Source organism: Lactiplantibacillus sp. 3062, from assembly GCF_055413545.1.
Window position 1 is genome coordinate 47,533 of record NZ_JBVAYE010000011.1, and the last position, 20,243, is coordinate 67,775.

Sequence of the window (20,243 nt, forward strand, 5' to 3'; positions counted from 1 at the left end):
CACAACACAATTTAGCGTCAAATGATTGCGACACACGTCATGCTGGTTTTATGAGGATGAGTAATTGTTCAGGAGTGCCGGATTGTTGCAGAAATACCCAAACCAGCGTGATGGACTGTATTTCAGTAGCCGAGATTAGTCATGTATAACCGGCTTCCCAATTAACCATTCTCCCCATGAGTTTTGGACGGTGTTAGTAAAATGACGTTGTGAACTTGGGTCGCTTTCACGCCACAAAAAAAGGCCAGGAACAAGTCCTGACCAACGGAAGTAAACTTCCGGAAAAACTAGTGGTGCCGTTAATCGCCCTTCAGTATTGACCCGCTTTAAGGCAGGTGGGACGTTCTGACTAATTCGCTAACTACCAAAGGATAAGGCATGTTATGGAATTAGCTAACGGACATCCCAAAGTAGTATTAATTGTTCGGCAACACTTTGTTTAGAGCAATGCGCACACCTTAGTAATTTCGACTCTTAGTCTAGCATATAAAAATAAAAGTTGCAATTATTAGCACAACCAAGGTATTGTTAGCGATTTCTCTCGTTAGCCTTTAATAATTTTTCGTATTGTTGCGCAAGGGCTGTTTCGTAGCGGCCATTTGTTTTGGGCTCGTAATACTTGGCTGATTTGATGGCATCTGGTAAATACTGTTGAGCGACCCAATCACCCGGGTGATCGTGTGGAAAATCGTATCCAACACCATGACCGAGTTTGGCAGCGCCTTGATAATGCGCATCCTTGATGTCGGCCGGGATATCACCGAAATGGCCGTCACGGACCGTTGTGAGCGCGGCATCAATGGCACTGATCCCTGAATTTGACTTTGGCGATAAGGCTAATTCAATCACAGCGTCAGCTAGCGGAATCCGTGCTTCAGGAAATCCCAATTGATCGGCAGCTTGAACAGCTGCGACGGTGTGGGCACACGCGGCTGGATTAGCTAATCCAATATCCTCATAGGCAATCACCATCAGCCGACGCATAATACTCTTTAAATCCCCCGCCTCAACTAGCCGGGCTAAGTAGTGTAATGCAGCGTTTACGTCGGAACCGCGTATGGACTTTTGAAAGGCCGAGATCACGTCGTAGTGGGCGTCACCATCTTTATCTGCGGATAAGGCTTTCTTTTGCAAGCATTCTTCAATTGTTTGTTGTGAAATGGCGATGGTGCCGTCATCGGCCGGAGACGATGATAATACGGCCAATTCTAACCCATTGAGGGCACTGCGCAAATCCCCGTTGGTAGCGGTGCACAGGTGGTGCATGGCCGCGGGTGCTAAATCAACGTGGTAACTGCCAAGACCGTTTTTTTCGTCAGCGAGGGCTCGTTCCACCGCGTGCTGAATATCATCGTCAGTGAGCGGGAAAACTTGAAAGATCTGTGTTCGACTACGGATGGCTGGATTAATGCTAATATATGGATTTTCGGTCGTAGCACCAATCAAAATGATGCGGCCACTTTCTAAGTGAGGCAATAAAAAGTCTTGTTTAGTTTTATCCAACCGGTGGATTTCATCCAGCAGAAGAATGACCGTCCCGCTCATTTTGGCTTCTTCGGCTACGATTTGAAGTTGTTTTTTACTGTCGGTAGCTGCATTCAGCATTCGAAAAGCATACTTGGTGGAACCGGCAATGGCGCTCGCGATACTAGTCTTGCCAGTACCTGGTGGGCCGTATAGAATCATTGATGATAGTCGTTTGGCTTTGACCATCCGGGCGATGATCTTGCCTGGGCCGACCAATTGTTGCTGACCGACAACGTCTTTCAGCGTTTTTGGTCGCATCCGGTAGGCTAATGGTTGTTGCATCGTTTGAAATCCCTCCTTGCAAAACTAGTCCCAACTATTATAGCATTTACAATGAAGGACACCGAATAATCAGTTTAACGAACAAAATAATTATAAAGGATTGATCATTATGGAATTAGATGCCGTTGGTAAGGCAATTGTACAGTATCACTTAGTCCCACTCGTTCATCAGGCTAATTTAGGACTAGAGGTCACCATGCACCGGGTGGACGCCCATGGTCACTTAGCGACGACAGCACACCCGCAAGCGTTTGGATCAGCGCAACAAAATCATCAGTTACGTCCGGGCTTTTCCGCAAGTGCTTTAAAGTTTACTACGCCGGTGCGTCGTGACATTCCTGCATTGATGGCGTATCTGAAGGGCTTGAATACCGCAGCACGGCGGTCACTCGATGCGGACGAACGACTTTGGCCACTGTCGAGTACGCCTGTGTTGCCGGATGATCTAACGAACGTACCACTGGCTGATGTTGATCAAGTCAGCTATCAGCGTCGTCGCGACTTAGCTCGTAAGTATGAGTTACAGCGATTAATGACGACTGGTAGTCACGTGAATATGAGCTTGAATGAAGCTTTATTCACCCGTTTATATACTGAGACTTTCCATCAGCAGTATCACAGTTATGTTGACTTTCGCAATGCAATTTATCTGAAAGTCGCTCAGGGATTGGTGCGCATGAACTGGCTGATTCAGTATTTATTTGGCGCTTCACCACGCCTAGCCGTTACGGATACTACGAGTCGTCCACAGCGCAGTAGTGTTCAACATCCCGATGGTCGCTACAGTCAAGTGACGGGAGACTATACGTCAATTGATCGCTACGTGGCCAAGTTGACGGCGGCTGTTCGTCAACAGCAGTTGTTGTCTGTCAATGATTTTGACGGGCCAGTTCGGCTTCGGAGTAATGGGCAGCTAGCTATGATGGCCCGGCAGGGGGTCTATTATCTTGAATACCGGGGCTTGGATCTCGATCCAACTAGTCCAGTCGGGGTGGACGCGAACGCGGTGGCATTTGTTCGTTTGTTGGCGAGTTATTTCGTAATGATGCCGGCACTTCCAGCTAAGATGGTATCCCAAGTCAACGCTCAAGCTGACCAATTGACCCGTCAAGTTTTGGGTGAAAATCCAACGACGGCTAGTGCTCAGGCCGTGCCGGCTGTTCAAGTTTTAGATGCACTTGCTGATTTTGTTAAAACCTATGGCCTACCAAATGAAGATGCCGTGTTACTCAAACAGTTGAAGTCGCGGGTCACTGATCCAAAGAAGACGCTGAGTGCGCAGATTGCCATGCAAGCCGATCCGTTAGCATGGGCACTCGAACGGGCTGCACGCTATCAGGAATCGAGCAATGAACGTCCGTTTGAACTTGCGGGCTTTACCGCGCTAGATCTATCGAGCCAGCAACTAGCCCAGCAGGCCTTGACGCGGGGAGTGCAGGTGGACGTTGTTGACCCACACGCTAACATTTTACGATTGACTAAGTTAGGACGGTCGCAATTAGTTGTGAATGGGAGCGGAACGGATTTAAATCCACAGGCGCTAACGACCGTACTGACACATAAAGCAGCGGCCAAACAAATTCTGGCTGAGCACGGGGTTCCGGTGCCGGCTTCACAGACATATCATACAGCTAATCAGTTGATTGCTGATTATGATCGGTACGTTCAAGCTGGTGGGATCGTATTAAAAGCGGCGGATGAGTCGCACAAAGTAATTGTCTTTCGGATTATGCCCGAACGCGGACTGTTTGAACAAGTCGTCCGGCAACTATTCGAGCAAACGTCCGCGGTAATGGCCGAGGAAGTGGTAGTCGCATCAAGTTATCGCTTTTTGGTTATCGATGGTCGTGTGCAAGCAATCGTCGAACGAATTCCAGCCAATATTGTTGGTGATGGTCGCTCAACGGTCAAGACGTTACTTGATCGCAAAAATGGTCGAGCGTTGCGCGGGACCGCTTTTAAGTGGCCTCAATCAGCGCTACAGTTAGGAACGATCGAACGGTATCGCCTGGGCTCATATCACTTGACCTTAGATTCTGTGGTCAGCCGGGGAACTCAGATCTTATTACGAGAGGATGCGACTTTTGGTAACGGGGCGGACGTGCTAGACGCGACGGCTGATATGCATCAATCCTATGTGCAGGCGGTGGAAAAGTTGGTAGCAGACTTACACTTAGCGGTCGCTGGGGTCGACGTGATGATTCCCAATCTCTATGCCGAATTAGTGCCAGAGCATCCTGAAATGACGGTATACTTGGGTATTCATGCGGCGCCGTACTTGTATCCGCACTTGTTCCCAATGTTTGGTACTGCCCAACCAGTGGCGGGGCAGTTGTTGGATGCATTGTTTAAAAATGAAGATTAAGTTGCGATTGATTTAAGCTGTAATCATACGGAATTATACCGAAAAAATGAGCTTGACAAGGTAATCTTGTTAAGCTCATTTTTTATCCCTGGAAAACGCATTTGGACATTTTTAGATAAAATTTACGTTTAAATAAATACAACAGAAAAATATGAAAACGATACCAAAAAATGTTGACAATCAAAATATAAGCTTGTATTATGATGAATGAAGAAAGTAGTTCTATTAAGGAGGGCGTAAATGGCAACGATTTCAGACGTCGCAAAGTTAGCGGGTTTGTCAGTCTCAACAGTTTCACGGGTTATCAATAACAGTCCACACGTATCAAGTAAAAAGAGAAATCTTGTTAAAGCAGCAATGACCGAATTGGGTTACGTTCCACGGCCGGCCGCTCGGCAACTGCGCGGGTCTAAAACGAATACAATTGCGGTTACAATTCCACGAATCGTGAATCCGTTCTTTGCATATTTGGTAGATGCTATTGAACGGGTTTTAGATGAGCAAGGTTATAGTACGCTGATTGTTCAGACTTTTGGTCGACCAGAAGAAGAGGTGACAGCATTAAATTTATTGAAAAATCAACAAGTTGATGGTGTGATTCTTTGCTCAATTGAAAACTCATGGGCAGTTATTGGAGCATATCAAAAATATGGAAAGATTGTCCTAGTTAATGAGTATCTAAAAGAAAAAGATGTCCCCGTTATTCGTTCGAATCAATATAAGGGTTTTTATATGGCAACCAGTTTTTTATATGATCAAGGGTATCGTAAAATTGCCTATGCTACTGGCCGTAAGAATATCGTGATTACAGAACGTGGAGAGGATTTTGATTCGGACCGGTTTGCAGGTTTTCAAGATTCATTAAATGAGCATCAATTACGTTTCAATCGGCAGTGGTTATTCACTGGCGCTCATACTTTTGAAGATGGTCGTAAAATATTACAACAAATATTGACACTGAATGTACGACCCGATGTGTTGATTGCGGGGAGTGATGAAGTTGCCATGGGTGTTGTTCAAGAGGCAGAACGATGCAAAATTAATGTTCCTAGTGCCATTGGAGTATTGGGCGTGGACGACCAGCCAATGTCTGCGAATCTAAAAATCCCGTTATCAACTGTACAACAACCGGTTAAAAGAATGGGACAAGCAGCTGCCGAAGTCATGTTAAAACAGATCAGTGGCACAGAAACGTCTACTGAAACAGTATTTGAGCTAAAGGTTATTAAGAGAGCATCAGCCTAATGCTCTTTTTAAAATAAATAATTTGGTATCGATACCAAAAATGGAGGAATTAATTATGTCAGTAATTTTAGCACGGGTAGACCAACGTTTGATTCATGGATTAATTGTTAATCAATGGGCACAAGCATTACAAGTTAAACGGTTTATGGTGGTTGATGATGAATTAAGTACTAACGAGGCCATTAAAGCAAGTATGCGGATGTCTAAGCCAGCCGGAACTGGGATGTCTATTATCAATACGGAAAAAGCTATTACTAACTTCAACGCTGGTAAGTATGATAATCAACGGGTATTTGTTTTAGTAAAAGAACCCGCTACATTGATTAAGCTTATTGAAGGTGGCGTCGAAATTCCTAAAGTTGATCTTGGTATTCTATTTAATGAAAGCGGTCGCAAACCAGTTACGAAGTTTGTTGCCTTAGATGATGAGGAACGTCGTGATTTGCAAATATTGGAACAGAAAAATGTCCCTTTGGTAATCCAGTACGTGCCAACTGATCCAGAAGAACCTTTTAAAGCGTAGACGAGGAGGAACTAATAATGTCAGGTATTCAAATATTACAAGATATTCTTATTGTTTTGTTAGCAGGGTATATGACGATTGATCAGAACGGTCTTGTGATTATGTCTTGGTTCCCGGTAATTGTCGGAACGATTACTGGTTTGATTATGGGAGATTTACCCACTGCGTTAACTATTGCTGGGACATTTCAATTAATGATGTTAGGTGTCGCCGCTTTAGGTGGTGCGTCTGCGCCTAATTACGGATTGGCAACAATTGTCGGTATTTTTATTGCTGTACGAACTGGATCTGGGATTAAGTCAGCGATTGCTGTTGGGTTACCAGTTGGATTATTAGCAATCCAGTTAGAAGTCATTGCACGGATCATCGTCAATTTCTTAGCGCATAAGATGTTAGGTGATGTTCAAAAGCATGATTTTCAGAAAATGCGTCGTGAAGCCTGGTGGGGTCCGGCCTTGTTCAGTTTGCAAACTGCCTTACCTGCAATTCTAATTGTTTTCTGGGGCGCCGATGTTGTCAAATTTATTTTGAACGTTGTGCCTAGTTGGGTTACAAACGGACTAACTGTTGCTGGCGGTATGTTACCTGTAGTCGGAGTTGGCATGCTATTACGGTATATGCCAGTCAAAAAGTTCCTTAGTTACATTATTGTTGGCTTTGTGCTAGCGGCATATTTGAAGATTGATGTCTTGGGTGTTGCCTTAATTGGATTTGCTGCAGCTTATTGGTACTTCTTAAGCGAGTCCAAAAAGGTCAGTCAAGTAGCAACAAATGCCGGTGTGGTTGAAGATGAAGGGGACGATTATGATGAATAAGCAACCAACAACTAAGATTACGAAAAAAGATCGTCGGCGGGCCGCGGTACGCTATAATTTTATGGCTTGCAATATCTTTAATTATGAATCCCAAATGGGACCTGCGGTGGCTTGGGCACTGGCACCAGCCTTACGAAAAATTTATGATGATGACGATGAGTATCAAGAAGCATTAGAAAATCATTTTAATTATTATAATTCGACAACTGTAATGTCTTCGCTGATTTTGGGCGCTTCATTAGCCATGGAAGAGCGTGATGGTATTAAGGCTAAGACAGCAGTTCAATCATTGAAGACAAGTTTAATGGGACCGATGGCTGGTGTTGGTGATACGCTTGTCTGGGTATTGTGGCCGACAATTATGGGATCGATTTCAGGGTATATGGCCTTACAAGGAAACCCATTAGGTGCAATCGTTTGGTTGATTGCAAACATTGTTTTTTGGTTTGTGAAACTTAAAATGTTTGATATTGGCTTTACCAGTGGTACGAAGCTTATTACGTCATTGGGTGAACGACTAAATATTTTTACAGAATCTGCCTCAATTGTCGGACTAAGTGTTGTTGGCGCTCTGGTTGCAACGGTGGTTAAAATTTCAATGCCTGTTAAATTTGCGGTAGGTAAAGTAACGCTTAATCTTCAAACCGGAATTTTTGATAAAATCATGCCTGCATTGTTGCCGGCATTACTGACTTTATTAATTTATCATTTGTTAGGCAATAAGAAATGGACACCAACAAAAATAATCTTACTAGTTATTGCAATATCACTGGTAGGAACATTTTTAGGCATCTTTAAGGCATAGGGGAGAGTTGTGAATTATGAAACGTAAAATTATTTTAGCATCACATCATCAATTTGCTAGTGGGCTGGCTGACACCGTTAATTTTATTTCTAATAATGCAGCTGATATTGTTGCTTTAACGGCATACATGGATAACCAGCCAGTAGAACAACAAGTTAAATCATTAATGGCTAGTATTCCTGCAGAAGTGGAGATCGTTATTTTGACAGATATGCTGGCGGGCAGTGTAAATCAGCAATTTTTTAATTATCGAATGCGCCCCCACACACAAATTATTAGTGGCATGAATCTTCCGTTAGCGTTGGCAATTGCACTAGAACCGACTGATCACGAGTTAACAGATCAGCGGGTTTGCGATTTAATCACCCAGGCTCAAGAATCAATTGTTTCAGTTAATCAAATGAGTATAGAAATGGATGATGATGATGAATAAAACAGAGTGGTGGCGGAAGAGTGTTGTTTATCAAATCTATCCGAAAAGCTTTAATGACAGTAATGGCGATGGAATTGGCGATATAAGAGGTATCATTGAAAAGTTAGATTATTTGAAGCAACTTGGTGTGGACGTTATTTGGCTGAATCCTATCTATCAATCTCCACAAGTTGATAATGGTTATGATATTAGCAATTACCGAGAAATTGACCATCAGTTCGGGACGTTAGCGGACTTCACTGCATTACTAGATGCAGTACATCAGCGACATATGCGATTAATTTTGGATTTAGTCGTCAATCACACATCAAGTGAACATCCGTGGTTCAAGGCGGCTAAGCAAAGTACAAGCAATCAATATCATGATTATTACATTTGGAAAGATGGGAGTAAAGAACAGTTGCCTAACAACTGGGGTTCCTCATTTGGCGGCTCAGCTTGGGAATATGTTGATCAACTCGGTCAATACTATTTACATTTGTTTGCAAAGCAACAGCCTGATTTAAATTGGGAAAACCCTAAAGTACGTCAGGATGTATATGAAATTATGCGTTTTTGGTTGAACAAAGGCGTTGATGGTTTTCGGATGGATGTCATCAGTCTGTTGTCGAAAAAACCAACTTATCCGGATGGTCCGGTCATTCAAAATAAAGCGTATGGCAGTTATTATTATGGTGCAGCCAATGGGCCTAAAATCCATGATTATTTACGTGAGATGAATCAGCAAGTATTAAGTCATTATGACATTATGACTGTTGGCGAGACACCCCATACTAGTGTTGCTGAGGCTGAAAAATATACGGATGAACGACGTAAAGAATTAAACATGGTTTTCCACTTTGACCATATGCATTTAGATTATGATGAAAATGGTAAGTTTTCTACGAGACGCTTCAAATTATCCGCACTAAAACAAGTGTTTAATAAGTGGCAATTAGGCATGGCTGAACATCATGGCTGGAATAGCTTGTATTGGAGCAATCATGATCAAGCACGTCCGGTAACTCGGTTTGGTGTCGATGATACTGAGTACCGAGTTAAATCTGCGAAGCTGTTGGCGACTGTGTTACATTTTCAACAAGGAACACCGTTTATTTATCAAGGTGAAGAACTAGGAATGACAAATGCCAAGTTCACCTCAATTGATGACTATCAAGATATTGAAACACATAATATCTATCAAGACTTTATTAATCATAAACATCTCAGCAAAGAGTACACAATGAAGGCCATTTATTTGAAGTCACGGGATAATGCGCGGACCCCGATGCAGTGGACCAGCAAACATAATGCCGGTTTTACAACGGGAACGCCATGGCTTAGCGTCAATCCTAACTATACTAGAATTAATGTGGAACAAGCGTTAAAGGATAAAGACTCAATTTTCTATTATTATCAGCAACTGATCAAGTTGCGTCATTCTTTATCGATTGTGACAACGGGTGACTTTGAGTTGCTTGATCCCGACAATGAACAAGTATTTTCATACTTAAGACGAGATCAGAAGCAGATACTATTAGTCGCCGGGAATTTTACCGAAAAACCAAAAAAAATTGTTTTGCCAACAGAACTGCAGAATAGACCATGTGAGAAGATCATTAGTAATGATCAAAACATTGCAGAAGAGACTAACAGTGTTGTTTTACCAGCATATGGTGCTGTTGCTTATTTGTTCAGTATTGATTAAATTTAACAGAGGCTAACAGTGCAACAATCGAGTTGTCCAGTGTTAGCCTTTTATTTTATGTAAAGGATTATAGTCAATACACGGTGTCGTGATTGAAAACACCTATTTCGAATTTTATCTAAATATCTCTTGTTGAATTCCTGGTTGCCTGTTATACTCTATTTAGATATATATCTAAATAGGTGATTGGAGGTAGCCCGTATGGCGTTGAATACGACCTTTAAAGCAATTGCAGATCCTGTCAGACGCCAGATTTTGGAAGATTTACGCCAGAATCGGCAATCGGCTGGTGAGATTGCGGCTCATTTCAAGTTAAGTAATGCAACGGTGTCTTATCATCTCAAGCTTTTGAAGCAAGCTGGTTTAGTTACCGTGACCAAGGAAAAAAATTATGTGTACTATGAGCTAAATGCGAGCGTATTTGAGGAAATGTTGACGTGGCTATATCGTTTTAGGCCAAAGCAGGGGGATGAAAAGTGATGACAAAAAGGAACTTGCAGTTGTGGCTGAGCTATATTGTTATTCTGTTACCAATGAGCTACGGCGTCGTGAATTATGCGGCCTTGCCCGCCAAAGTGGCTATTCATTTTAATTTGGATAATCAACCTAATGGAATGGCCGCAAAATTATTAGTGGTCGTTGGCTTTCCAATTATGATGATGGCGTTTCAGCTGATTTGCGTTGGGGTGACACGGTTGAATGCCAATCATAAGGCACCGGCGCCACGGTTTGAACAGATGATCATTTGGATCGTGCCTGTACTATCAAGTGTGATCTATGCGACAACTATCAGTTATAACTTAGGCCATCAATTGGATATTTGGCGTATTGCCGTTAGTTTGATTGCCTTTATTTTCATGGCCATCGGGAATTATTTGCCAACAATCAGTGCAAATCAATACGCGCAGATGCACCGAGGTGGTCACACGATTCGGCCAATGATTTGGCGGCGTGTTCGTTATTGGTTGGGCTATACGCTAGTTGGTGGTGGGATATTGTTACTACTGAGTATCGTCACAACAGCATGGGTTTCAGTCAGCCTCATGGGGATCATTGTTGCGGCCTTAGTTATCATGAGTCTTTATGGCACTCTAGCGCGTAATTAACGCAGTCAAACGTAAAAAGGTCCTCATCCGTGCGTGGATGGGGACCTTTGTTGTATTAAAGTAACTTTTTGAATTTATCTAGCAACCCAGGTGTTTTCTCGGCCTGGGGTGTTGCTGATGAAGCCTGCGAGGGATAACGCTGCGCAACATCAATAATATCTTGGTTAATGGCGCTTGCAGCAGTGAATACAAGCGCGTAATCATCATCAGCAGTGTGGTAGATGTCATCCGTTTTGATAGTGAATTTGATATTGGCTTGACTAGCCGCCTTGATATACGGCCCAATCAGTTCCTGGTCTAAATTACCATTAATATATAATTGGTCATCCGGATGGCTCGTAAATGCTTGATGAAGTGCGTCGACGTAATTGGCCTGTTTAATTTGGGCAACGGTCACTGCGACTTCGACGCGTTCCCGAAAGGTCCCCAGGTACTTGCGTTGTTCGTCGGGATGCAACTTTGGCGTCCCGTGCATGGCCGTTTCGATGCGGTCAACTGGTTGTTTATCTGTTTCAGCCATTGTCTAACATCCTTTCCTTGATAGTAATTATCATTGTAGCATGTTCCTCCAATAATAGCGAAGGGAAGGGGGGTAGCGTTGCGTTAGTGAATGCGGTATGGTTAATCTAAATTAGTTTTGGGGATGATAAAACTTGTTTACAAATCAAGATTTTGAAATTTTTAATGACCAGACGTTAGCGGGCCGCATGCATTTAATCAAAACGGTGATCGATCCTAAGTTCGAACAGGTCGCACCAACGATTATAGCGAGTTTACAAACACCTAGCGAGCCACCGTTCTACGCGCACATTGCCAAACATTTACGGCGATTTAAGAATCCGCCGGTAGACACTTGGGTCGCTTTTAGTCAAAACAAACGGAGCTACAAAGCCTGGCCACATTTTGAATTGGGGCTATGGCCTGACCGTTTGTTTATCTATTTTGATATTTTGGATGAGTGTAAACCGGCCGTGCAGGCAAAGATGCAACTCGCAGATTTAACACCACTTTTGAAGGCCTTGCCGGCGGGCTATGTTATCAGTAATAATCATGGGATGCCGGCCACGCAACTTGCAACACCGGCCAATATTACGCAGGCCATCAAGAAATTCGATCAGTATAAACACAGCGAGTTGGTAGTGGGCCGCGCAGTCTTGGTCGGTGATCCGTTATTTGAAGATGCTGATACGTTGAATAAATTGATCATCACAACATTCAAACAATTATTGTCGATTTATCAACCGGTCATGGCGGCTGTGAGTGCTGAGCGTCAGGTCTGAAATTAACAGAACATACAAAAAACCGCCGCAAACGCGACGGTTTTTAAATACCGGAAATTAAAGTTTGTTGTAGTATTCAACGATTAATGATTCGTCGATATCTGCTTCAAGTTCTTCACGTTCTGGTAAACGAGTTAATGAGCCTTCAAGCTTATCAGCATCGAATTGAACGAAGTTAGGGCGTGCAACAACGGCTTCAACAGCACCAGTGATAACAGCCAACTTCTTGGACTTTTCACGAACTGAGACAATTTGGCCGACACTAGCTTCGTATGAAGGGATGTCAACACGCTTGCCATCAACAGTGATGTGACCATGGTTTACTAATTGACGAGCTTGGCGACGAGTTGTTGCTAAGCCTAAACGGTAAACCATGTTATCCAAACGACGTTCGAGTAAGATCATGAAGTTAACACCATGCTTACCTTCGCGAATCTTACCAGCTTTGATGAATAAGTTAGCGAATTGACGTTCAGTTAAACCGTACATCATCCGTAACTTTTGCTTTTCACGTAATTGTGTACCGTATTCAGAAAGCTTACCGCGACGACCTTGGCCATGATCACCAGGTGCGTAAGGACGACGAGCTAATTCTTTACCAGTACCTGAAAGGGACATTCCCAAACGACGGGAAATTTTCCAACTTGGACCTGTATAACGAGACATAAAATGTTTCCTCCAATAATTTTAGTTGGAGTAAAATAATCCGATGTAAGTTCGATATTCGTTCAGATTGGACTGCAGGTTTCACCATTGCAGCCGCAGGTTACTAACTGACCAAAATATTGGCACCAATCTGTTGACGAGCTTACCCACTCACTGCTGCATTATTTTACACAAGGAGTAGCATAACACGTTTAATGCTGATTAGTCAATGTGTGACGTTAGAATCGCCACAAACTCAGTCAATTCAGCTTCGTTATCAGCATTGAATCGGTCTAATGATGGAGAGTCGACATCGAGTACGCCGATTTGGTGGCCGTCCTTGGTGATTGGGACCACGATCTCAGAGTTGCTGGCACTGTCACAAGCGATGTGGCCGGGGAATTGATGGACATCGGCTACCCGTTGGTTCGTTTGCGTTTCAAAAGCAGTTCCGACGACACCAGCCCCAACTTTGATGTGCATGCAAGCGACTTTGCCTTGGAAGGGACCTAAGTCGAGCTCGCCAGTTTGTTCGTTAAATAAGTAAAAGCCGGCCCAGTTAAGGTTGTCATAAGTACTGTTGAGGAGGGCACTAGCATTAGCTAAGTTCGCGACCAGGTTAGTTTCTTGAAACAATAGGGCGTCGAGTTGTTGGTTCATAAGTGATGTTTCCGTGGTAGCCATGTAAAAAATCCTCCTTGAATGTTAACAAATTGTTACTGTCCGTTAGTTACGTCTATGTTATAATTTAAGATAGATTTTAATTGGATTTTCAGAAAAAAGCAAGGTTACGGTTCTCAACAGGGTGAGGCGCAACGCAATTAAAACGGAATAAATAATGTAAGGGGTATTCGTATGCAAGTAGCAATCGGCATTGTTGTGGTTGCGATTGTCATCTACGCGGCGGTCAAAGGCTTTCAATTTTATATCGACAAGCAAGTCCGTCAATTGACGGAACGGCAACAGGCGCTAGTCAAGCAATCGCAGACCACAGATTTCGAAAAAATTGAACAACTCGGACTAACGGGCGGATCGTTAGCGAAGTTGGAAGCGTTGCAGAGCGCTGGTCAAGAAGTTGATAATGATCAGTTACCCGCCGTTAGTGAGCAATTAACAGCCATTACTTCGCAGGCGCGGGGCATCAGATTTCTCGATGCTCAGCAGAATCTGAAGAAGGTTGCGGCCACATTAGATACGATTGAACAACGACAGGCAGAAATTCGTCAGGGCTTGCAGGCCTTAGATGACGCGGATGCCGCGCACCGCCAAGCAGTGGCTAGTTTAGAGAAGAAGTACCAAAACATACGGAAGACGTTATTATCGCAAAACTTTTCATTTGGTCCGAGCATCGACAAATTGGAGGATCAGTTAGCTAACTTAGAAAGTGATTTTGATCATTTTTCCGAATTAGCCAAGGCTGGCGATCATGACGCGGCTGAAAAGGTTTTGGATCAGTTACATCACGATACTGGCACTCTTGAAATGGATATTGATCGGATTCCACCGATTTATAAGGACCTAGTGAGTGGGTTTCCTGATCAGTTAGCCGAACTGGCTAGTGGTTATCAACAATTAACGGCTCAACATTTTCACTTTGAGGTCGAATCGATTGAACCAGAAATCAAAGCGTTACAGCAAGCAATCGACGATAATATTGCGTTACTTGGTGATTTGAAAGTTACGGATGCTGAAAACGGCAATCATGCGATTGAAAAGCGGATCGACCACTTATATGACGTGATGCAAGCAGAGATCGATGCTAAGGCCGTTGTTGATCAACAACAAGAAGAAATCAGTAAGTTCTTGACACATGCCATGAATCAGAATCACCGCTTACAAATTGAGTTGGATCGATTAGCACAAAGCTATACGTTGAATAATGGCGAAGTTGAACGGACGCGTGAATTGAACGAACAACTGAAGAATATCGAAGCTGTTTATCAGGCGGACGTCACAGCTATTACTAGTAAGCAAGCTGTCTTTAGTGAGATCGCAGCTCATTTTGCCGAACAAGATGAGCAGTTGAAAGGCATTGAAGAAGAACAAGTGGCAATTAACAAAGGTGTGGCGAGTTTGACCGCTGAAGAGTCAAAAGCCCACGAGACGTTGCAACGGTTCGATTTTGAAATCCACGCGATCAAACGCCAGGTTGAAAATTTGAACTTGCCTGGACTACCGAAAGACTATTTGGACTATTTCAAAGTAGTTGCCAAGGAAATCGAACGGCTTGACCATGATATTAATAAGCTCGTGATCAATATGGACGACATCACGAAACAGTTGATTGTTATTCAGGCGGACATGGCGACCTTAAAGGAAAAGACCAGTGATTTAACGGATGCTGCGGTTATGGCGGAACAGCTCTTACAATACGCTAACCGTTACAAGACGAATCATGAAGAGGTGCAAGAAGCCAGCGTGGAAGCACAACGGTTGTTTACCGAGACTCATGACTACGCGCGGAGTTTAGAAGTAATTGCAACAGCTGTGGATAAAGTTGATCCGGGGTCCTATAAACGGATTGAGGACAGTTACTATGCGAACAAACAAGCTGATAAGATGAACGATGAGGCCTGACGAGGATAGTTGGGACCGCCCATATGCACAATTTTAGTTAACTGAAAATAACCAGCTGGTGGTGATTGTTAAATGACAACCGCCACCAGCTGGTTTTTAGTTGGCATCATGATGCAAGTAGTCGTGATGGTTCTGAGAAGGGTGACTGGGAACGGCCAACAAAAATGGTGTTTAGGACGCAATTGTCGTGTGATTAATCAGAAATTTGAAACAAAAACCCTTGTTTCACTAGTAATATTTGGTATAATTGCAAAGAATTCTTATCGAAAGTAAGTGCAATGCACACTTTCTTGGAAAGAGAAGGCGTAGTAATGATTTATTTTGACAATAGTGCGACGACGCAAGCTGCTCCTGCCGTACTGGAGACGTATACAACGGTTTCCCAAAAAATTTGGGGTAATCCGTCTAGTTTGCATAACTTTGGTGAAACGGCCTTTCATTTGTTGGAACAATCACGTCAACAAATTGCCGGCTTACTAGGTGTGCAAGCCCACGAAATTTTCTTCACGTCTGGTGGGACGGAAGGCGATAATTGGGTTTTGAAGGGTACAGCGATTGAAAAGCGGGCCTTTGGGAAGCATCTAATTACCACGGCGGTGGAACATCCTGCCATTCATAATTCGATGGAACAATTGAAGGAACTTGGTTATGAAGTGACTTACTTACCGGTCGATCAGGAAGGCCGCATCAACGTGGCGGACTTGAAAGCGGCAATTCGGCCTGACACGATTTTAGTGTCAACGATGGCAGTCAATAATGAAATCGGTACGATTCAGCCTTTACTTGAAGTGGCGGAACTACTGAAACAATATCCGAAAATTCATTTTCATATTGATGCAGTCCAAGGAATTGGTAAAGGAATCCAGAACATGATCATGAATGACCGGGTGGATTTTGTGACCTTTTCAGGGCACAAGTTTCATGCGACTCGCGGGGTTGGTTTTATTTACGCGCGCAATGGTCGTAAGTTAGCGCCATTAATGAATGGCGGCGGTCAGGAAAGTAACTGGCGTTCTGGAACTGAGAACTTACCAGCAATTGCCGGCATGGCGAAGGCCCTGCGATTGTTGCTCACGGATGAAGATGGTAAGGTAGCTCGTGAGCGAGCTATCAAACAGCGAATCTACGAGCACATTAAGTCGTTTCCTAAAGTGACGATTTTCAGTCAGCCAACGACGGGGTTCGCACCCCACATACTGTGTTTTACGATCAACGGTGTGCGGGGCGAGACCATTGTTCACGCGTTTGAAGATCAGGGCATTTATATCTCAACAACGAGTGCCTGCTCATCGAAGAAACACTTGGCCTCCAGTACTTTAATGGCGATGCACGTGCAAGAAAACATTGCGACGAGTGCTGTGCGGGTCAGCCTCGATGAGAATAATACGCTGGCAGAAGCTGACCAGTTTATTAAAGTATTTGATCAACTTTATCAAAAATTCTCAAAAATTAATGCAGACGCATAACGGAAAGGAACTTGTTCATGCAGTACACTGAAATCATGGTACGTTATGGTGAACTATCGACCAAGGGTAAAAACCGGCGGAACTTTATCGATAGCTTAGGCCGTAACGTACGCAAAGCGTTGCACGACTTTCCAGAACTAAAGGTCCACGCGAACCGTGACCGGATGCACATCATGTTAAATGGTGAGGATGCCGATAAAGTCATGGGCCGTTTGAAGCTAGTTTTTGGAATTCAAAACTTTTCACCAAGTATTCGCGTCGATGCCGACATGGATGCCGTCTATGAAACGGCGATTGCGATGGTCAAAGCCCAGTTTAAACCGGGGATGACTTTTAAAATTTACACACGGCGCTCCGATCATCAGTTTGAATACGATACAAATCAAATCAATGACATGCTCGGTGGGCAAATCTTGGACCACGTTGACGGGATTCAAGTTAAGATGAAGAATCCGGACATTGTGTTACGTGTTGAAGTTCGGTTAAACGGTATCTTCTTATCATCAGAAACGATTCAGGGTGCCGGGGGATTACCGGTCGGCACCGCTGGCAAGGGAATGCTGATGCTTTCTGGTGGGATTGATTCACCAGTTGCCGGCTACCTTGGCATGAAGCGTGGTGTGGACATGGAAATGGTCCATTTCTTCAGTCCGCCATACACGAGTGAACAGGCGTTAGCAAAGGCCAAGCAGTTAGCGTCAACGCTAGCAAGTTACTCTGGTAGCGTGAAGTTTATTCAGATTCCATTCACTGAGATTCAAGAAGAAATCAAAGAAAAAGTGCCCGAGGGTTATCTTATGACCGTTCAACGGCGCCTAATGATGCGTTTGATGGACGCCATTACGCGTCAACGGCATGGTAAGGCGATTTTTAATGGTGAATCATTAGGGCAAGTGGCTTCACAAACGATGGATAGCATGATTGCCATCAATGATGTGACCACCTTGCCGGTTTTGCGCCCAGTGATTTCCATGGACAAGACGGAAATTATTAAGATTGCCGAAGATATTGATACCTATGACTTGTCGATCATGCCATTTGAAGATTGTTGTACGATTTTTGCGCCGCCAGCACCCAAGACGCATCCGAAGCTAGACCGTTCACGGTCCTACGAAGAACGGATTGATGTTGAAGGACTGATGGCACGCGCTTTGGCTGGTGTTAAAATGACTGAGATCAAGCCGGGTGAAAATTATTTGAATACACAAGAAGACGTTTTTGCTGAACTATTGTAGGTCAAAAACGGGTGATATTATTACCCTAAAAACGAGTACCCGGTAATACTGGGTACTCGTTTTTTTGATCTTTTGGATGATCAAGCAGGGACGCGCGGAAGCTCATTTCGTAATGGTAAGTCAGCTAAATAATAGGTCATAATCAGCGAACCAAGGTCGTGACTATGCTACGATAAATTTAGATTGAATCAGCGAGGTGAGTGGATGGAGTGGCAACAATTATTAATGGAAAATACGGCGTTGATCAATGCACAGGTTGTTCAGATTGGGCTGGAACGGGAAGGCCAGCGGGTAACGGTGACCGGTCATTTGGCGGATACGGCATTATCACCAACACTTATCAGCGAGTTGTCCGGCCTGCAACGGGACTTTGCGGAGACACAGTTGGAGTTAGTCACCCAACCGCAAGCAAGTGCGGTTGCTGCGTTGCACGCCTTAACGATGCTCACACAACAAGTCCGGCAAAGGCTTCTGCCTGAACTGATTTGGCCGCTAAGCATGCCGCCCACACTTCCACGAGAAGACCGGGATATTCCAATTGCTAAGTTGGATGCGGCCGCTGTCGCCTATCGACAAGGACTTGCTCACCGCTATGGCCGACGACGTCAAATGTTGTCAGGTGTTCACTGTAATGTGAGCTTGGCGGCTAGTCTGATGATGGGATTGTATCAGGCCCAGACAGATAGTCGTGATTTCACCACCTTTCAAAATCACTGTTACCTGCACATTGCGCAGAATTATTTGCACTATCGCTGGCTACTGACGTATCTTTATGGCTGCTCACCACGCTGCTGGCCACAGTCTGGTCTTACGCCACCAGCCCAGCCCGTTCGAAGCTTACGCAACAGTTCTAGCGGGTATACCAATCGGCCGGGTGTTACGGTCTCGTACGCGTCGTTAAATGATTATTGTCAAACACTGCAAGCGGCCGTTGATAATGGAAAATTAAGTGCGACCAAGGAATTTTACGGTCAGGTTCGGTTGCGTCATGCTGGTGGTCATTCACAACTATGTCAGGATGGGATTCAATACTTGGAATTACGTAACTTAGATCTGAACCCATGGGCCGGTGCGGGCATCGATCTGTCCCAACTGACCTGCTTAACGTGGTTCGTTTTACTGATGCTCTGGTTACCAGTGCCAGCTAGTACGGATAATTGGATTCAGGCGGGTCAGCGCGCCAACGAACAAGTTGCCATCGAAACCCCCATGCAAGTGACTCGACAGCTAACTGAAGGCGAACAACTAGCTGACGCGCTACAAACTATGGCTACCAGTTTACATCAACCACACGCGTTGCAAGTCGCCCAACATATCTTAACTAGTCTGCACGACCCGGCCAACACACTCGCTGCCCGCTGGGAACAACAAACAAACGATTCGCTCGAACGTGCAACCCAACTTGCACTCCAGCTGGCTACGACACCACATTTTAATGCTTGAATATACTGAAATCGGCGTACACACATGTTGGCACGTTAGGATGCGCATCGGCTGACGAACAGCAAACCAACTAATAAGCACGTTTAAACCATGACTAACGTCAAATAACGCGTCGCATGTCAAGAATGATAATTTTTGAGACGATTATTTGCGCGGAAACTGAAATTGCGTTAAATTTGAGCTATACTATTACTACCACAAATATTAGAAAACCATTAGTTATCGAAGGGGTGTTTTACGTGCAAGTATTATTTCATGATCAAGCGTTAGACTTAGTCGGTGAACCGTTACAAGATGGTGACCAGTTACCGAAGTTCAAAGTGTTCACTACCCATGATGAAAAGATTAAGACTAAGGACTTGCTAGGTAAGCCTGTCTTGTTAAGTGTGATGCCAGATATTGATACGCGAGTTTGTTCTATTCAAACAAAGAAGTTCAATCAACAGGCTGATAAGTACCCCCACGTTCAATTTTTAGCCATTTCCAATAACGCGGTTGCTGACCAAGCTGGTTGGTGCGCTAAGGAAGGCGTTAAGAACTTAACGGTGGCTTCCGATGAAGAACTATCCTTTGGTTACGCCACCAATCTATACTTGCCCAACAATGGGACGTTGACCCGGGCGATTTATGTCGCTGATGCGGCCGGCAAAATCGTTTATCATGAAATCGTGCCAGATGTTAGTCACGAGCCAAATTACGTTGCGGCACTGGATGCCTTAAAACAATTCGAATAAGGATTGACGGCACTCAGGAAATTCATTACAATAGTGACAACCAGCAATGAGCAAGAGAGTAGCGATAAACAACGT

At 44.1% G+C, this 20,243-nt stretch carries 19 protein-coding genes, 1 other RNA gene and 1 other annotated feature (1 of these 21 running past the window's edge); of the genes, 15 read left to right on the top strand and 5 right to left on the bottom strand.

From position 1 onward, the window contains the following. Positions 1–280: 280 nt before the first annotated feature. Both ssrS and ACWQAU_RS12970 read right to left on the bottom strand, forming a co-directional pair. Positions 281–468, bottom strand: a non-coding RNA gene (ssrS, locus tag ACWQAU_RS12965) — 6S RNA. A 60-nt stretch (positions 469–528) separates the two neighbouring features. After that, positions 529–1,809, bottom strand: coding sequence for a replication-associated recombination protein A (locus ACWQAU_RS12970; RefSeq protein WP_003641463.1), 1,281 nt, complete (start codon positions 1,807–1,809; stop codon positions 529–531). 109 nt (positions 1,810–1,918) lie between these two features. Here ACWQAU_RS12970 and gshAB point away from each other — a divergent pair, with 109 nt between their 5' ends. The 9 genes from gshAB (at position 1,919) to ACWQAU_RS13015 (ending at position 10,788) form a co-directional block, all read left to right on the top strand. Continuing rightward, complete coding sequence (gshAB, locus tag ACWQAU_RS12975) at positions 1,919–4,174, top strand: bifunctional glutamate--cysteine ligase GshA/glutathione synthetase GshB (protein ID WP_027821947.1); 2,256 nt, start codon at positions 1,919–1,921, stop codon at positions 4,172–4,174. A 240-nt stretch (positions 4,175–4,414) separates the two neighbouring features. Then, complete coding sequence (locus ACWQAU_RS12980; RefSeq protein ID WP_003641465.1) at positions 4,415–5,419, top strand: LacI family DNA-binding transcriptional regulator; 1,005 nt, start codon at positions 4,415–4,417, stop codon at positions 5,417–5,419. Positions 5,420–5,474: 55 nt separating this feature from the next. Continuing rightward, positions 5,475–5,942, top strand: a complete 468-nt coding sequence (locus ACWQAU_RS12985) for a PTS sugar transporter subunit IIB (protein WP_003644648.1) — start codon at positions 5,475–5,477, stop codon at positions 5,940–5,942. A gap of 17 nt (positions 5,943–5,959) precedes the next feature. Further along, complete coding sequence (locus tag ACWQAU_RS12990; RefSeq protein ID WP_003641467.1) at positions 5,960–6,757, top strand: PTS mannose/fructose/sorbose/N-acetylgalactosamine transporter subunit IIC; 798 nt, start codon at positions 5,960–5,962, stop codon at positions 6,755–6,757. Next, complete coding sequence (locus tag ACWQAU_RS12995; protein WP_003644647.1) at positions 6,747–7,562, top strand: PTS system mannose/fructose/sorbose family transporter subunit IID; 816 nt, start codon at positions 6,747–6,749, stop codon at positions 7,560–7,562. Before ACWQAU_RS12990 ends, ACWQAU_RS12995 begins: the two co-directional genes overlap by 11 nt. Positions 7,563–7,578: 16 nt before the next feature. Then, the gene (locus ACWQAU_RS13000) at positions 7,579–7,995 is read left to right on the top strand and encodes a PTS sugar transporter subunit IIA (RefSeq protein WP_003641469.1); all 417 of its coding nucleotides are present in this window, start codon (positions 7,579–7,581) and stop codon (positions 7,993–7,995) included. Continuing rightward, entirely contained in the window at positions 7,988–9,682 is a 1,695-nt protein-coding gene (locus ACWQAU_RS13005; RefSeq protein ID WP_027821948.1) for a glycoside hydrolase family 13 protein, read from the top strand. Before ACWQAU_RS13000 ends, ACWQAU_RS13005 begins: the two co-directional genes overlap by 8 nt. A 201-nt stretch (positions 9,683–9,883) precedes the next feature. Further along, positions 9,884–10,162: an autorepressor SdpR family transcription factor gene (locus tag ACWQAU_RS13010; RefSeq protein ID WP_027821949.1), complete on the top strand. Its 279-nt coding sequence runs from the start codon at positions 9,884–9,886 to the stop codon at positions 10,160–10,162. Then, positions 10,162–10,788: a DUF1648 domain-containing protein gene (locus ACWQAU_RS13015; RefSeq protein ID WP_079111817.1), complete on the top strand. Its 627-nt coding sequence runs from the start codon at positions 10,162–10,164 to the stop codon at positions 10,786–10,788. The genes ACWQAU_RS13010 and ACWQAU_RS13015 overlap by 1 nt, the downstream gene beginning before the upstream one ends. A 55-nt stretch (positions 10,789–10,843) precedes the next feature. Here the strand turns inward: ACWQAU_RS13015 and ACWQAU_RS13020 are convergent, their stop codons facing one another. Continuing rightward, positions 10,844–11,308, bottom strand: a complete 465-nt coding sequence (locus ACWQAU_RS13020) for a YueI family protein (RefSeq protein ID WP_003645407.1) — start codon at positions 11,306–11,308, stop codon at positions 10,844–10,846. Positions 11,309–11,441: 133 nt separating this feature from the next. On the opposite strand from ACWQAU_RS13020, the gene ACWQAU_RS13025 reads away from it, so the two are divergent. Next, positions 11,442–12,068 carry a DUF1054 domain-containing protein gene (locus ACWQAU_RS13025; RefSeq protein ID WP_027821950.1) on the top strand — a complete coding sequence of 209 codons (627 nt, stop codon included), beginning with the start codon at positions 11,442–11,444 and terminating at the stop codon, positions 12,066–12,068. Between the two features lie 57 nt (positions 12,069–12,125). On the opposite strand, the gene rpsD is transcribed toward ACWQAU_RS13025, so the two are convergent. Together rpsD and ACWQAU_RS13035 are read right to left on the bottom strand one after the other, a co-directional pair. After that, positions 12,126–12,734 (bottom strand): 30S ribosomal protein S4, encoded by a 609-nt coding sequence (gene rpsD / locus ACWQAU_RS13030; RefSeq protein ID WP_103758600.1) that lies wholly within the window; start codon positions 12,732–12,734, stop codon positions 12,126–12,128. 201 nt (positions 12,735–12,935) lie between these two features. Further along, positions 12,936–13,397 carry a GAF domain-containing protein gene (locus tag ACWQAU_RS13035; RefSeq protein WP_003641476.1) on the bottom strand — a complete coding sequence of 154 codons (462 nt, stop codon included), beginning with the start codon at positions 13,395–13,397 and terminating at the stop codon, positions 12,936–12,938. Positions 13,398–13,568: 171 nt separating this feature from the next. Between ACWQAU_RS13035 and ezrA the strand changes: the two genes are divergently transcribed. From ezrA to tpx, 5 genes are all read left to right on the top strand, one after another. After that, positions 13,569–15,290 carry a septation ring formation regulator EzrA gene (ezrA, locus tag ACWQAU_RS13040; protein ID WP_003641477.1) on the top strand — a complete coding sequence of 574 codons (1,722 nt, stop codon included), beginning with the start codon at positions 13,569–13,571 and terminating at the stop codon, positions 15,288–15,290. A gap of 311 nt (positions 15,291–15,601) precedes the next feature. Further along, the gene (locus ACWQAU_RS13045; RefSeq protein WP_003644645.1) at positions 15,602–16,756 is read left to right on the top strand and encodes a cysteine desulfurase family protein; all 1,155 of its coding nucleotides are present in this window, start codon (positions 15,602–15,604) and stop codon (positions 16,754–16,756) included. Between the two features lie 17 nt (positions 16,757–16,773). Continuing rightward, positions 16,774–17,991 (top strand): tRNA uracil 4-sulfurtransferase ThiI, encoded by a 1,218-nt coding sequence (gene thiI / locus ACWQAU_RS13050; RefSeq protein WP_003641480.1) that lies wholly within the window; start codon positions 16,774–16,776, stop codon positions 17,989–17,991. A gap of 204 nt (positions 17,992–18,195) precedes the next feature. Beyond that, entirely contained in the window at positions 18,196–19,434 is a 1,239-nt protein-coding gene (locus tag ACWQAU_RS13055) for a glutamate--cysteine ligase (RefSeq protein ID WP_027821952.1), read from the top strand. Between the two features lie 239 nt (positions 19,435–19,673). Beyond that, positions 19,674–20,168 carry a thiol peroxidase gene (tpx, locus tag ACWQAU_RS13060; protein WP_003644643.1) on the top strand — a complete coding sequence of 165 codons (495 nt, stop codon included), beginning with the start codon at positions 19,674–19,676 and terminating at the stop codon, positions 20,166–20,168. Between the two features lie 37 nt (positions 20,169–20,205). Beyond that, positions 20,206–20,243 (top strand) — a binding site (T-box leader) (it continues 199 nt past the right edge of the window).